Consider the following 14,150-nt stretch of genomic DNA (forward strand, 5'->3'; position numbering starts at 1 on the left):
GTCAGAATCAGGAGAGTATCAGGAGAGTATATGTCGTCCTGAATGACGTATACTCTCTTTTCCTGTTAACGGATAATTTTTAGAAAATAATAAATCCTTTTATTTATTAATGTATTCAGGAGAACAACATGGAGGTGGAAGAGGATGAAAGGGTATATCTTTCAACGTGTGGTTTATATGGTAATCACACTGCTCCTCATTGCTTCAGCGACGTTTTTCCTCATGAAGATCATGCCAGGGACGCCCCTGAGCAATGCGGAAAAACTATCTGCTGAACAAGAAGCGATCATACTTGAGAAATATGGGCTTAATGACCCCGTCCCTATTCAATATATTAAGTATATGGGTAACGTATTAACTGGAGATTTAGGTAATTCATTTCAATTCGATGGTCGTGAAGTGACGACACTGATTTTGGATCGTATCGGTCCATCTGCACAGTTAGGTATTCAAGCAATCATTTTCGGTGCGATTTTTGGAATTCTATTAGGAATCGTTTCGGCAGTCCGATATAACACAGTATGGGATTACGGTGCTACCTTGATAGCAGTAATCGGTAAGTCGATTCCGAGTTTCGTATTTGCAGCACTCTTGCAGTATTATGTAGGTGTTAAATTACAATGGTTCCCAGTCGCATTCTGGGAAGGTTGGGAATACTCTGTTCTTCCGACTATTGCCTTAGCTGTATTCGTCATTGCAATATCAGCTCGTTTCACACGTACAGAAATGCTAGAAGTCATGAATCAAGACTTCATCACAACCGCACGCGCAAAAGGTGTAAGTGGTTTTGCAGTCGTATTCAAACATGGTATCCGAAATGCGTTGATTCCACTTATCACGATCATGGGACCACTAGCAGTAGGACTCATGACTGGTACGCTTGTCATTGAAAAAATCTTTGCAGTTCCAGGACTAGGAGAACAATTCGTCCGTTCCATCACAACTAATGATTACCCAGTAATCATGGGAACGACTTTATTCTTCTCATTCTTCTTGATTTTGATCATTTTGATCGTCGACATCCTTTATGGAGTCATTGACCCACGAATTCGTTTAGCAGGAGGGAAAGAGTAATGAGTAAACGTGAAGACTATTTAACTGATGAACTGTTTCAGCCTGCTAATTTAGATAGTGAAAAAAGTGAAAAGATTGCCGGACCAAGTTTGAGCTATTGGCAAGATGCTTGGATCCGTCTTCGTAAGAACAAGGCTGCTATCGTTGGTTGTATCATTCTACTAGCCCTTACGATTCTCGCAGTCTTTGGACCTATGATGAACCAATATTCTTTCTCTGAGCAAGATCTATCCCGTGCGAATCTACCAGCGAAAGTTCCTGGAATTGAAAATCTAGGAATCATGGATGGTAAAGATGAGATGGGTAACGACATGTATGAATTGAAAGGCCAGGAAGAAGGAACTTACTTCTGGTTCGGTACTGATGGACTGGGCCGTGACCAGTGGACTCGTATCTGGCAAGGAACTCGAGTATCTCTTTACATTGCATTGCTTGCTGCTGCAATTGATATGGTCATCGGTGTAGCTTACGGTGGTATTTCCGCTTATTACGGTGGACGTGTCGACAACGTCATGCAACGTATTGTTGAGATCTTGATCGGTATCCCGAACTTGGTCGTTGTAATATTGATGATCCTCGTACTGGATCCAGGTATAATATCCATCACCGTCGCCTTGACGATAACCGGTTGGATAGGAATGTCGAGGATTGTGCGTGGACAGATGTTGAAGCTTAAAGGACAAGAATTCGTATTAGCTGCACGTACTTTGGGTGCTTCGGATAACAAAATCATATCCAAACACTTAATTCCTAACGTACTAGGTGTCATCATCATCAACACGATGTTTACGATACCTGCTGCAATCTTCTTCGAAGCATTCTTGAGCTTTATCGGATTAGGATTGCAGGCGCCATTGGCATCATTAGGAACGTTGATTGATGAGGGGTACAGAAATATGCAGATTTTCCCTTATCAAATGATCTATCCATCTATCGTAATCAGTTTGATCATGATTGCATTCAACGTTGTAGCCGATGGATTACGTGACGCACTAGATCCTAAAATGAGAGAATAGTAGAAGGTGGGTGAAGAGTATGGAAAAGATATTAGAAGTAAAAAACTTACACGTATCATTTGACACTTTCGCTGGAGAAGTCCAGGCGGTCAGAGGTGTCGATATCGATTTAACAAAAGGGGAAACCTTAGCGATCGTAGGTGAATCTGGTTCTGGTAAATCCGTTACTTCCAAAAGTATCATGCGATTGATTCCAAACCCGCCTGGTCGTATTAAAGAAGGTCAAATTCTTTTCGAAGGAAAAGATTTAGCCAAATATTCAGAGCGTCAAATGCAAAAAGTCAGAGGTTCTGAGATCTCTATGATTTTCCAGGATCCAATGACTTCACTGAACCCGACGATGACGATCGGGAATCAGATCATGGAAGGTCTTCGAATTCATCAGAAGATGTCGAAGTCCGAAGCGACAGCTCGTGCGATCGAGTTGTTGAAACTAGTTGGTATTCCGAATGCAGAATCACGCTTGAAGCAATACCCTCACCAGTTCTCTGGTGGTATGAGACAGCGTGTCGTCATCGCGATTGCACTTGCTTGTAATCCGAAGATTTTGATTGCCGATGAGCCGACAACTGCACTAGACGTAACGATTCAAGCACAGATCTTAGACCTAATGCGTGACTTGCAAGATAAAACGGGTACAGCTATTATCTTGATTACGCATGACTTAGGTGTCGTAGCAAATGCTGCTCAACGTGTGGCAGTCATGTACGGTGGACAAATCGTAGAAACAGGAACTGTTGATGAAATCTTCTATAAGCCACAACATCCATATACTTGGGGACTATTGGCTTCAATGCCGAAAGTAGGAGATTCTAGCACTGAGCTGATTGCAATTCCTGGTTCACCACCAGACTTGAGCGATCCTCCGAAAGGATGCCCATTTGCAGCTCGTTGCCCTCATGCAATGCAAGTTTGTGTGGATCATATGCCAGAAGCAACAGAAGTTTCAGGTACACACCAAGCAGCATGCTGGCTACTTGATGAAAGAGCACCTAAAGTAGAAAAACCTGCTGAGGCAACTGTTGGGGGTGCACGCTAATGTCTACACAAGAAAAAGAAGTATTAGTTGAAGTAAAGAATCTGAAGAAGTATTTCAACATGGGGAAAGGACAACATCTAAAGGCAGTTGATGATGTTTCTTTCAACATTTATAAAGGTGAAACGTTAGGGCTCGTTGGTGAGTCCGGATGTGGTAAGTCGACAACTGGGCGTACAATCATCCGACTTTACGGAGCAACTGACGGCTCAGTCACATTTGATGGCGAAGATGTTCACGGAAAGAAAGATAAAGTGAAATTAAAAGAGTTCAATCGTAAGATGCAAATGATCTTCCAAGATCCATATGCATCCTTGAACCCAAGAATGACCGTAAAAGATATCATTGCAGAAGGTATTGATATCCACGGTCTTGCCAAGTCGAAGGAAGAGCGATTGAACAAAGTATATGAATTGCTTGAGACAGTCGGCTTGAACAAAGAACACGCGAACCGTTATCCTCACGAATTCAGTGGTGGACAACGTCAACGTATCGGTATCGCACGTGCTCTTGCGGTAGATCCGGACTTCATCATTGCTGATGAGCCGATCTCCGCATTGGATGTATCTATCCAGGCTCAGGTTGTCAACTTGATGCAGAAGCTTCAACGTGAACGCGGTCTCACATATCTGTTTATCGCCCATGACCTTTCTATGGTTAAGCATATCAGTGACCGTGTAGGTGTTATGTACCTGGGCAACCTTGTTGAGTTGGCTGATAGTGATACGCTATACAACGAGCCACTTCATCCTTACACACAAGCATTGTTATCTGCAATTCCAGTTCCAGATCCTGAATTGGAACGCAGTCGTGAACGAATCATCCTTGAGGGAGACGTACCAAGTCCAGTTTCTCCTCCAAGCGGGTGCCGTTTCCGTACAAGATGTCCTCACGCAATGGACGTATGTGCGAAAGTCGTTCCTAAATGGCAAGAAGCACGTGAAGGACACTATGTTGCGTGTCACTTGTACGATGACGAAGTGAAAGAAAACTAATAATTGAACGTACAAGAGACGATCTCTGAAAAGAGATCGTTTTCTTTTTGATTGAAAGTAGTTGTAATTTATCAAAAAACCCTCTAGGATAATAAGAGATAGTCTGAACAGGAATGAGGAAAGTATATGTCTATTGCATTTGTATTAGATAGTGGGAGCGATTATCTTGGTCAGGAAGATGTCATCGAAACATCTTGTCCGGTTCATGTTGTCCCATTAAATGTAGATTTCAAAAATGAAGGCACTTATTTAGATGGGATCACCATCACCCATGAAGAGTTTTATGATAAGATGCGTAGTGCTAAAGAACTTCCAAAAACGAGTCAACCAGCTCCACAAAAGTTCTATGACACATTCCACAAACTGATCAATGAAGGTTATACGATCATTTATTTAGGGATGGCGAGTGGACTGAGTGGCACCTATCAAAGTGCGAATGTCGCAAAAGAGATGCTGACAGATGAAGAACAATCCAAGCTGTATGTCGTTGATACAGGCACAGTGTCCGCTGGTGTCATTTACTTACTGGAGTATGCAGATGATTTGGTGAAACAAGGTCTTTCGGCCGAAGAGGTTCATTCTCAAGTTGAAGAACGGAAGAAAAGTGTAGCCGGAATCATCCTTCTTGAAACGCTCGAAAACATTACTAAAGGTGGAAGGATTTCTACATTACAAGGAAAAGTAGGGAATTTCCTGAGCATCAAACCTCTGTTGAAGGTAAAAGATGGCGCAGTCGAAACACTTGAAAATTTCCGAGGAAAGAAGAAGGGGATCCGAAAGTTGTCTGAGATGGTCCAGGAATGGAAAGATAACCACGAAGAGCTATTCATCGTGCACAGTTATCCATCAAGACAGGTCGTCTTTGATACGTTCAAAGAACAATTTTCTCTAGACTCCTTCAAGAAGATCCGTTGTATCAAGCTCGGAAGTGTCATTGGAACTTACGGTGGAGAAAAGTTGATTGGTTTCATCAAATTTTAGAACAGTTCTCTCTAGAGAGCTGTTTTTTTATGTTCTTAAAGGCAGGATATCAATGAGCTTGTGTATAATACATGTTAAATAATCGTATAAATGGTAGAGAAGGGGGTTGGGTGATGATTTTTTATCAGTATGATCCGGAAATGGATCGTGATTTTTTGCTACAACTAATACGTGAGAACGGAATCACTCCAGCTTTTGCTGCCGAATTGGATGAGCATTCGATTCATTTAAGAGAAAATGAGGAGATCTATATATTTTCAAACGATGATGATTGGGTAGGTTTATTGTGGTACATGATCGATCACACGACAGACACCCTTGGTATCAAAAGTCTATACATCAATGAAGAGAAGACTTCCTTCCCATTAGAGGTAAAACTACTGGAATTTGCGGTGAAGAAAGCGAAATATCTCAAGATGGTCAAAGTTCAATTTCAATATGATGGGGAAGTGGACGGAACCCAGTTAAGCACTGAACTGGGTTGTAACATGATTGAAAGGGACAAAACAACGAATTACTGTTATTTGTCCTGAGGAGGATCAACTGGTTTGTTGAAACGTTGTTTCGCCTTTACTTTCTTGGATTTTGTTGTCAAGCTTCAGAATTAGCTCGACAGCTTTGTCATGCGCAATGGTACGGTAATGATGGTTGCCGTTCGGCTCTTCATCCGCTTCATCAGCTAGTTTCACAACCTTTTGCAATGGGCTGAGATGCAAGCTGCCCTGAGGTAGATAGGAATCGGTATGCAGGAGAATCGCTAATGAAATTTCCTTCGCAGATTCTCTTTTTTCCCCTAATTCAATCAGGATTTTATGTGCCCGTTCTGCACCTTTAATGGCATGGATATCGTTCGCTTTATAAAGCTCGAAGTCCCACTCACCATCACGGTACCACGTGTAGTGACCGATATCGTGGAGCAAAGCTGCTTTACAAGCCATTTCAGGATCGACACCAAAGCGTTGTGCAATTTTGAAAGCATGATAACTAGAGGCGATCGCATGCACAACTCCTGAACGCTGAATGTATTTTTGTGTTTTAGGATGATTGAAAATTTCCAACAATGTAGGCTTATGCATGGGTATACCTCCTGTTCTTGAGTGTATTGTTCAACAATATAGCATGTTTTGTAGACCATTTCAAGAAAAAAATAAACGCATAGTTGACAAAAACCTGTCAACAGAAATTTTCTTACAATAATCGTAATTTCCATAACAAAATAGGAAAATTGATGAAATATATGTCGAAAGTTACTTCTCATGAAAAGATTGGTTTTTTATAATAGTATCTATAGGATTAACAACAGGGGAGGAACGGAATATGGGGATGATCAAAGTAATTATGTCGTTGTTCCTGCTGTCGTTCCCGTCGTGGGAGATGGCTGACGAAAAACCGGAACAAAAAGTAGCATATCATCAAGGAATTGAATCACACGTAATGAAGAGAGAATTACCAGAGAAAATGCCTCGATTCGTCTATGATTCTGGTCTGAATTTTGAATATCCAGATGCTGTACGAGGTATTTATGTAACGGGTCACTCTGCTGGGGGCAGCCGGTTTGAGAAATTGATATCGTTGATCAATGGTACGGATCTGAACGCAATGGTCATTGATATCAAGGATGATACAGGGAACATCACATACATACCAGATGAATCTTCCCCGATGCATTCATTTGGTCAGCCTTATATCAAGGATCCTAGAAAGATGCTTGAAACTTTAGAAAAAGAAAAAATCTATCCGATTGCACGGATTGTTGTATTCAAGGATTCCGTGTTAGCAAGTCAAAAGCCGGAATTATCGTTTAAGAACGGAAATGCGATCTGGAAGAATGGACGTGGGGAAGCATTCGTCAACCCATTCATGAAAGAAGTCTGGGACTATAATGTCGCGATCGCTATAGAAGCTGCGAAGCTTGGATTCCAGGAAATCCAGTTCGATTATGTAAGATTCCCTGAAGGATTTGAGAAGAGAGACACAACGCTTCAATACAACATGGGTGACTACGCGAAGCTCGATATGGAGAATGTACAGAAACGAGTATCTGCGGTCACTGATTTCGTAGAATATGCGAAAGGAAAGCTCGAGCCGTATGATGTTGACGTTTCCGTGGATATCTTCGGTTACACTGCGACATTGCCTGAAGCGCCGGGTATCGGACAGAACTTCACGAAAATCGCCAGCCATGTGGATGTGATTTCATCTATGATCTATCCGAGTCACTGGACGTCGTATTTCGGAATTGCAAAGCCGGATCTCGAGCCATATCGATTGGTTACGGAGTACGCGAAAATGGAAAACAAAAAGTTGGCTGAGCTTGAAAATCCACCAACATCCCGTCCATGGATCCAAGATTTCACAGCCTCCTATCTAGGTGCTGGGAATTACAGGGTTTATGGAAAGGCAGAAGTGGAAGCGCAGATCAGGGCTTTGAATGAAAATGGCATCAAGGAATTCCTCCTGTGGGATGCAGGTAACACCTATACACCGAATGTAGATTATACGCCGTAATGAAGAAAAGCTGGCCGCTGGCCAGCTTTTTTGTTTTCGCAAATTTTGTTGTTCTTGTAGGAAGTTGATTTCCGATTCAGGTGCTCGCTTTCCGCGGGGCGTGCGGTGAGCCCGCTGGAGTCTCGCACCTTACTCTCCAATTAATTTGCACAAGATGTTTCTATAATTATCCTATAGCAATTTTCTTAAGTCTTTATGGGCGTCTTTGTACTTTACGCCATCCTGTTTGCGTTCCTTTACTTTTATTCAAGAAGAATTTTGCATTTCCCCGCCCAAAAAGCTTTGCGGCTACACCATGAGTGATGATTCCCATGAATGCAGTCAACCCGATGATGAAAAGACCTAGAAGTGTCATATCAATGAAAAAGTCCATCCAGCAGTCCTCCCTTGTATGTAACATCCACATTTTTCTAATACTACTATTGTAAAAGAAGTTTCGTTGGAAGGAAAGAGGGGAAATAATTAACTGATTATACCTTGAACGCCTAATACTTTAATCTCGACATAAAAATAGTTCATTTCATCCAAATTACGAATACTTTGAAAAATGGAATCGGAGGTTGTGTTATAATGGAAGAGAAGAATCAAAAAAGAAAGGATAGATCAATGAACTGGTACGAGAAATTAAACGAGTACTTTCCTGTGGAAGAAATGAAGTCGAAGAAACACATGGAGCTATTGTTGAAGGAACAAGGGGACGTCTATCACAAAGACGAAGGTGAACATCATGTCCTCATGTATGCAGAATTCGAAGATTTTCTATTCATTGATTACATCTACGTTTCGGGAGCTGCCCGTGGACAAGGCATTGGTCACAAACTGTTAGAAGAAATGAAGAATAAGGGTAAGCCGATCATCTTGGAAGTGGAACCCGTCGATTACGAAGATACTGATACGGAAAAAAGACAGCGCTTTTATAAGCGTGAAGGTTTCGTCCACGCCAAATCAATCGGTTACCGACGCCGTTCATTAGCAACGAATGAAATTAATGAAATGGAAATCCTATTCTGGGCTCCGAAAGATGAGTCTGAAGAAATGGTATATGAAAGCATGAAGAAAACGTATGAGAAGATCCACACGTATAAAGATGTGGAGATTTACGGTAAATCTTATCAGGATGTAGACGACGTTCTCACCTTTGAAGAGTAAGCAAGGAAAGGGCGGTGATGGTATGAAACGCCGTACTAAAAATAAGAAGAAACGCGAATGGTTGAAAGATCTTCTTAGAAACAGGCTACCAGGCTGGACTCCGAAACCGACAAAAGGACCAGCATCCCAATCGAAGCATACTGCCTAAACTCTATTCTGATTTACTGAAAAAACAGGGGGCTTAGTCATGAGTGAATGACCACTTATGACTAAGCCTCTTTTTACATATTTGACGACAAAAAGAGGCGCATGACAGGCGCCTCTTCTTTCGTTTATTCATTTAATAGTGGTTCATCCTGGTTTTGTTGCTTTCTTCTTGCACGCTTTTCTTTTACACGGTCAAACAGCAAGTAGATGACTGGGATGAATACTAAACTGATTAATGTTCCGAACAGGAGACCGAAGACAATGACGATCGCCATAGGCTGCTGGATCTCCGTCCCTTCACCGATACCCAGCATGAGAGGGATCAACCCTAGTATGGTTGTGAGTGCCGTCATCATGATCGGACGCAAGCGTGCTTTTCCCGCACGTACGATCGCAATTGATGTGGATAGACCTCTTTGCTTCAACTGGTTGATATAGTCGACTAGCACGATGGCGTTGTTGACGACGATTCCTGTCAGTATCAGAATACCGACGAGTGAGCCTACGCCGAACGGTTGCCCCGTGACCACCAGTCCGAACAAAATGCCAATTGCCGTGAGTGGTATGGCAAACATGATGATGAATGGATAGAAGAACGATTCAAATTGGCCAGCCATGACCATATAGATCAGGACGATAGCGAGTGCCAATGCACCGCTCAGCTTGAAGAATGCATCATTCATCTGTTGATTCTGTCCTCCGAAAGATATCTCATAACTAGGAGGAAGGGATACATTTTCACGTAATTGTTCTTTCACATCTTTCACGACATTTCCAAGGTCACGATCCAGAATGGATGCAGAAACTCGGATTTCCCGAAGCCGATCGGTTCGATTGATTTGGCTAGGACCTTTACCGGGTTTGATGTCCGCAATTGCTCCCAATTCCACGAGTTCTCCAGTCGGGGATTCGATTTGGAGCTCCTCAAGGTCTTCAACCGTTTCCAGCTTAGACGGGTCGACTCTTACTCGGACGTCCACTTGATCTCCATTCCGGTTGAAGGCAGTCGCCACTTTACCGTTTGTCGCATTCTGTATCGCAAGGGATACCTGTGCGCTAGTCAATCCGAAGCTCGAAGCTTTGTTCCGGTTCACTTCAATCTCTACCAACGGATTTCCGGTTTCATAATTGGACTCGATTTCTCGGATGCCATCGACCTTTGCCATTTCCTCTTTTACACGATCGGAAATGACTTCAAGGGTACGCAAATCAGGTCCGCTGATTTCGAGTGAGACTGGAGACTCTGAAAAGCCGCTGTCACTCGCCTGGACCGACACTTCCGCTTCGTTGATGAAATCAAGATCATTCCTGATTTTCTCAGCGACTTGCACATCGGATCTTTCCCGGTCCGCAATCGGTTTTAAAAGAATGCTGTACATCGCTTTGTTGTTGTTCGTACCAGCTTGGACGGAAAAGTCATTCGATCCTCCGATGGTAACGTAATACAAGTCGATTTCCTCGATCGCTTTCAGCTTGTTGTTAATTTTTTCAGTCGTATTGTATGTGGTTTCAGAGGAACTACCAGGAGGGAGTTCCACGTTTATATTCACAAAGCTTTGATCTTGTGCCGGTAAGAACTCCGTCCCGATGAATGGGATGGCGGATAGTGAAATCAACAGTAAGACGACTGTACCGATGATGACTCTTTTTGGATAACGCAAAGCTTTTCTGAGCATATACACATATCGTCTTTGGAAATTCAAGAACCGCTCTTTGCTGATCATGGTCCTTTGCTTTCTTGTCATCATGTTGGATGAGAGCAATGGCACGATGATCAATGCTGTGATTAAAGAGGCTGCCAGCGCATATGTCACGCTTAATGCGAGTGGTTTGAACAATTGGGCTGCCAGACCATCAACGAATACAATTGGTAAAAAGACGACCACAGTGGTCAAGGTGGATGCAATGACTGCGCCACCGACTTCTGTCGTTCCTTTGATGGCTGCTTCTTTCAGTGGCACTCCTTTTTCCCGTAATCGATAAATGCTCTCCAGTATGACAATCGAGTTATCGACGATCATTCCGACACCGAGGGCTAATCCACCAAGTGTCAGGATGTTCAAGGTTTGTCCTGAAAAGTACATGAAGATGAACGCGGTCATCACGGAGATCGGAATGGAGAATCCGATAATCAGTGTGCTGCGGATGTTCCTTAAGAATAAGAACAGAATTCCTGCAGCGAGCACACTTCCGATCAGCATGTTATAGATGACGGCTCTGATCGATTGCTTGATGAATTTCGCTTGGTTGAAAATCGTCTCGACTTCAACATCTTCTGATAACTTGAGATTGTCGAGCTTGTCTTCGATCTTATTCGCAACCGTAACTGTGTTTTCACCGGATTGTTTCAGGATTGAGATTCCGATACTCGGCTTGCCGTTCAAGTAACTGATCTGATCGGCAGACGCGGTCGTTTCGGTCACATCCACGAGCTGTTCCAACTGGATGACGCCGCTCTTTGTCGGGATCGGGAGCTGTTTCAATTCTGTGATCGAATCAAATTCCCCGTAGACGCGGACTGGATATTCCAATCCTTCATCTTTAATTTTTCCGCTTGGTAAAGTTACATTTTCTCCTGCTAAAATTTGGCGGAGCTGGTCGATTGTCAAACCATACTCTTTGAGGACCGCTGGGTCGACTGAAAGATTGACGACTTTCTCTGTGCCCCCTTCAATGGTGACAGCAGCAACACCATCTACAGAATCGAGCACCGGTTTGATTTCATTCTCGACGAGTTTTTTAGCGGAAACGAGATCTCCCTCTGGTGCCTGGATGCCTAGACGGACAATAGGGAGATCATTCGGATTGAACCGGAGCACCCTCGGTTGAGGTGCATCTCCAGGGAGTTGCTCACGTACTGCGTCCAATTGTTCACGCATTTTGAGCGCGGCAAAGTCCATATCGGTCCCCCAGGTGTAGGAGACGATGATCAATGCTCCGCCTGTACGAGAGACAGAAGAAACACTCTCCACATTCGGAATGGTTCCCATGATATTTTCAATCGGTGTGGCAAGCAGTTTCTCGACTTCCTCTGGGCTTGCCCCTTCATAGGTTACGGTTACAGCAGCAACAGGGAAGGTCAGGTCAGGGAATAGATCGACCGGTGTATTCCGGACACTGACGGCACCGATGATCAGCATGAAAAGGATGACCATTCCCATTGCTATAGGTCTAAATACGGAAAGTTTCGTTATTTTCATGGAATCCACTCACTTTTTGAAGCTGATTTTCGAACGATTTGTTAATTGATATTTCCCATCTGTCACGACGAGATCACCCTTTTCGAGACCACTTGTTATGTAGCTGGTCCGATTTCCTTGAGCTTCAATCGTGATCTCTTGTTTGATCGCCCGGTCTTTTTGGACAAGAAAGACGTAAGGCTGTTCATCTTCAAAAAGAAGAGCCTTATTGGATACAGTCAATGCCCCTTCGACCGATTGGGTTTTGATTTGTGCAGTGGCGAGCGCATCAGACGGAATGGGCTTATCAATTTGATCGAGTAAGACAGTCATCGAGTACGTATTCGTTTCTGGGTTCGGTTCATCACTTAACGTCTGGATTGGCAAATCGAAAGTGTCATCGATGTCATCTATTGAAATCGTCACGATCATATCTTTTGATACGTTCTCTTTTTGAAACTCGTTCACTTGGAAAATCGCTTTCAGCTCATTTTTACTGGAGACGATTGCAAGTGGGGAACCAGGCAACGCCGGTGCTCCTTCTTTAGCATTGATCTGCTCAATCGTTCCATCGATAGGTGCAGTGATCTTCGTTGCATTCAAGGCTTGTTCCGCTTGCCGGACACCTTGCCGCGCCTGCTCTAATTGAGCATTGATGAGAGGAAGCGCATTCGATGTAATCGCTGAGCCTGTCCCAGTCAACTGTTTCAATTGATTCAACGTTTCAGTGACGGTGCCAACCGCTTCTTCACCCTGGGACTCTTCTGGTAATTCGATGTCTTCTAACTGGGTGATTGCGTCGTTAATGGCCGAATTGATCTGCGATTGCGTCGAACGTTGCTGCTGGATCGCTGCATTGACCTGGTTTCTTGTATTCTCTAAAGTCGTAACAGCAGAACGAGCCTGCGCCAATTGTTGCCGGATATCAGAATCATCCAATTGGAAAAGGAGGTCACCAGCCTGGACGGCGTCACCATCTTCAACGTTCACCTTTGTGATTGGTGAAGGGACAGACGAAATGATCGGCACCTGTTCGGAAGGAACTGTTTTACCGACCAATTCAGCTGTTTTTGTAAAAGTTTCTTGTTTCACTTCAGATGTCTCGACTGGGATCGCATTGTTGGATGTATTTTCACTTGTGATTTTATCTTCCGAACATGCAGCTAGCAGGAGTGTCATGGTCAGAAGTAGAAATACTTTAATATTCAAGCGTGCTCAACTCCATTATCATTTAAGAGAAATTAGATGAAAAAAGTTCTAAGGCTTATTATACGTGAAAGGAACATGAAACTCTCATAGAACGGTTTCATCTCACTAAATTGTCAAAGTTTTTTTCACAAATCCGACGTTTAAAATGTTATAACAAGGGTAATTCAATCTATGTACTTAAATTTTTGTAATTCCTATGGTTTTGATAAGAATTATCAATAGACCCTATCATTCACATAGAAGATGTAGTATAATATGAATTGTGATTAAATAATTTTTCTAAAGTAAGATTCTTTTTAATTGATATAAATCATGGAAGGAGACGATTCCTTATGGTTACACTATATACTTCCCCAAGCTGTACTTCTTGCAGAAAGGCGAGAGCTTGGCTAGAAGAGCACGAAATACCTTTCCAAGAGCGTAATATCTTCTCAGAGCCACTGTCAATCAATGAGCTGAAAGAAATCCTTCGTATGACAGAAGAAGGTACGGATGAAATCGTTTCTAAGCGCTCAAAGACATTCCAAGAACTGAACGTGAATCTTGAAACGATGCCGTTGCAAGATCTATTCGAACTGATGAGCGAGAACCCAGGACTTCTTCGCCGTCCGATCATGATCGACGAAAAACGTCTACAAGTCGGATATAACGAAGACGAAATCCGCCGCTTCTTACCACGTAAAGTTCGTACGTTCCAATTGCAAGAAGCACAAAAAATGGTCAACTAATGATAAAAAGACTGCTGCTAAACCGAAGGTGAGGCAACAGTCTTTTTTTGTTTTTGGGGACGGGGAGCGAAGCGGCACGTGGGCTGGGCACTTTTTACTAATTTCTAAAACACAGTCAAAAATTTCTA

Annotated in this window: 14 protein-coding genes; 10 read left to right on the plus strand and 4 right to left on the minus strand. The window is 43.0% G+C overall.

Annotated elements, in window-relative coordinates:
• The first annotated feature begins 144 nt into the window (after nt 1–144).
• From opp3b to ACSVDE_RS04205, 6 genes are all read left to right on the plus strand, one after another.
• Entirely contained in the window at nt 145–1,074 is a 930-nt protein-coding gene (gene opp3b / locus ACSVDE_RS04180) for an oligopeptide ABC transporter permease (protein WP_439299713.1), read from the plus strand.
• Nucleotides 1,074–2,090, plus strand: a complete 1,017-nt coding sequence (gene opp3C, locus ACSVDE_RS04185) for an oligopeptide ABC transporter permease (RefSeq protein ID WP_439299714.1) — start codon at nt 1,074–1,076, stop codon at nt 2,088–2,090. Before opp3b ends, opp3C begins: the two co-directional genes overlap by 1 nt.
• Nucleotides 2,091–2,109: 19 nt before the next feature.
• Nucleotides 2,110–3,129 (plus strand): ABC transporter ATP-binding protein, encoded by a 1,020-nt coding sequence (locus tag ACSVDE_RS04190; RefSeq protein ID WP_439299715.1) that lies wholly within the window; start codon nt 2,110–2,112, stop codon nt 3,127–3,129.
• Complete coding sequence (locus ACSVDE_RS04195; RefSeq protein ID WP_439299716.1) at nt 3,129–4,121, plus strand: ABC transporter ATP-binding protein; 993 nt, start codon at nt 3,129–3,131, stop codon at nt 4,119–4,121. Before ACSVDE_RS04190 ends, ACSVDE_RS04195 begins: the two co-directional genes overlap by 1 nt.
• A gap of 126 nt (nt 4,122–4,247) precedes the next feature.
• Nucleotides 4,248–5,102: a DegV family protein gene (locus ACSVDE_RS04200; protein WP_439299717.1), complete on the plus strand. Its 855-nt coding sequence runs from the start codon at nt 4,248–4,250 to the stop codon at nt 5,100–5,102.
• Between the two features lie 113 nt (nt 5,103–5,215).
• Complete coding sequence (locus ACSVDE_RS04205; RefSeq protein WP_439299718.1) at nt 5,216–5,635, plus strand: hypothetical protein; 420 nt, start codon at nt 5,216–5,218, stop codon at nt 5,633–5,635.
• 6 nt (nt 5,636–5,641) lie between these two features.
• On the opposite strand, the gene ACSVDE_RS04210 is transcribed toward ACSVDE_RS04205, so the two are convergent.
• Nucleotides 5,642–6,178, minus strand: coding sequence for an HD domain-containing protein (locus tag ACSVDE_RS04210; protein WP_439299719.1), 537 nt, complete (start codon nt 6,176–6,178; stop codon nt 5,642–5,644).
• A gap of 241 nt (nt 6,179–6,419) precedes the next feature.
• Between ACSVDE_RS04210 and ACSVDE_RS04215 the strand changes: the two genes are divergently transcribed.
• On the plus strand, nt 6,420–7,610 hold the full coding sequence (locus ACSVDE_RS04215) for a putative glycoside hydrolase (protein WP_439299720.1): 1,191 nt from the start codon (nt 6,420–6,422) through the stop codon (nt 7,608–7,610).
• Nucleotides 7,611–7,803: 193 nt separating this feature from the next.
• Here ACSVDE_RS04215 and ACSVDE_RS04220 read toward each other — a convergent pair whose 3' ends face one another.
• The gene (locus ACSVDE_RS04220; protein ID WP_439299721.1) at nt 7,804–7,983 is read right to left on the minus strand and encodes a hypothetical protein; all 180 of its coding nucleotides are present in this window, start codon (nt 7,981–7,983) and stop codon (nt 7,804–7,806) included.
• A 233-nt stretch (nt 7,984–8,216) separates the two neighbouring features.
• Between ACSVDE_RS04220 and ACSVDE_RS04225 the strand changes: the two genes are divergently transcribed.
• Nucleotides 8,217–8,759: a GNAT family N-acetyltransferase gene (locus ACSVDE_RS04225; RefSeq protein WP_439299722.1), complete on the plus strand. Its 543-nt coding sequence runs from the start codon at nt 8,217–8,219 to the stop codon at nt 8,757–8,759.
• Between the two features lie 22 nt (nt 8,760–8,781).
• Nucleotides 8,782–8,907: a hypothetical protein gene (locus ACSVDE_RS04230; protein WP_318290060.1), complete on the plus strand. Its 126-nt coding sequence runs from the start codon at nt 8,782–8,784 to the stop codon at nt 8,905–8,907.
• Between the two features lie 124 nt (nt 8,908–9,031).
• Here ACSVDE_RS04230 and ACSVDE_RS04235 read toward each other — a convergent pair whose 3' ends face one another.
• Nucleotides 9,032–12,106 carry an efflux RND transporter permease subunit gene (locus tag ACSVDE_RS04235; protein WP_439299723.1) on the minus strand — a complete coding sequence of 1,025 codons (3,075 nt, stop codon included), beginning with the start codon at nt 12,104–12,106 and terminating at the stop codon, nt 9,032–9,034.
• 9 nt (nt 12,107–12,115) lie between these two features.
• Nucleotides 12,116–13,294, minus strand: a complete 1,179-nt coding sequence (locus ACSVDE_RS04240) for an efflux RND transporter periplasmic adaptor subunit (protein ID WP_439299724.1) — start codon at nt 13,292–13,294, stop codon at nt 12,116–12,118.
• Between the two features lie 332 nt (nt 13,295–13,626).
• Between ACSVDE_RS04240 and spxA the strand changes: the two genes are divergently transcribed.
• On the plus strand, nt 13,627–14,022 hold the full coding sequence (spxA, locus tag ACSVDE_RS04245; RefSeq protein WP_226552126.1) for a transcriptional regulator SpxA: 396 nt from the start codon (nt 13,627–13,629) through the stop codon (nt 14,020–14,022).
• Nucleotides 14,023–14,150 lie beyond the last annotated feature (128 nt).

Origin of the sequence: Pseudalkalibacillus sp. Hm43, from assembly GCF_051842935.1 — a bacterium.
In the GTDB taxonomy this organism is placed as follows: Bacteria; Bacillota; Bacilli; order Bacillales; family Fictibacillaceae; genus Pseudalkalibacillus.

Bases quoted from the DNA above. Each gene is read 5' to 3' on its own strand.
- ACSVDE_RS04195 (WP_439299716.1), top strand. From the start codon at position 3,129: ATGTCTACACAAGAAAAAGAAGTATTAGTTGAAGTAAAGAATCTGAAG.
- ACSVDE_RS04225 (WP_439299722.1), top strand. From the start codon at position 8,217: ATGAACTGGTACGAGAAATTAAACGAGTACTTTCCTGTGGAAGAAATG.
- opp3b (WP_439299713.1), top strand. From the start codon at position 145: ATGAAAGGGTATATCTTTCAACGTGTGGTTTATATGGTAATCACACTG.
- ACSVDE_RS04220 (WP_439299721.1), bottom strand. From the start codon at position 7,983: ATGGACTTTTTCATTGATATGACACTTCTAGGTCTTTTCATCATCGGG.
- ACSVDE_RS04205 (WP_439299718.1), top strand. From the start codon at position 5,216: ATGATTTTTTATCAGTATGATCCGGAAATGGATCGTGATTTTTTGCTA.
- ACSVDE_RS04190 (WP_439299715.1), top strand. From the start codon at position 2,110: ATGGAAAAGATATTAGAAGTAAAAAACTTACACGTATCATTTGACACT.
- ACSVDE_RS04210 (WP_439299719.1), bottom strand. From the start codon at position 6,178: ATGCATAAGCCTACATTGTTGGAAATTTTCAATCATCCTAAAACACAA.
- ACSVDE_RS04215 (WP_439299720.1), top strand. From the start codon at position 6,420: ATGGGGATGATCAAAGTAATTATGTCGTTGTTCCTGCTGTCGTTCCCG.
- spxA (WP_226552126.1), top strand. From the start codon at position 13,627: ATGGTTACACTATATACTTCCCCAAGCTGTACTTCTTGCAGAAAGGCG.
- ACSVDE_RS04230 (WP_318290060.1), top strand. From the start codon at position 8,782: ATGAAACGCCGTACTAAAAATAAGAAGAAACGCGAATGGTTGAAAGAT.
- ACSVDE_RS04235 (WP_439299723.1), bottom strand. From the start codon at position 12,106: ATGAAAATAACGAAACTTTCCGTATTTAGACCTATAGCAATGGGAATG.
- ACSVDE_RS04200 (WP_439299717.1), top strand. From the start codon at position 4,248: ATGTCTATTGCATTTGTATTAGATAGTGGGAGCGATTATCTTGGTCAG.
- opp3C (WP_439299714.1), top strand. From the start codon at position 1,074: ATGAGTAAACGTGAAGACTATTTAACTGATGAACTGTTTCAGCCTGCT.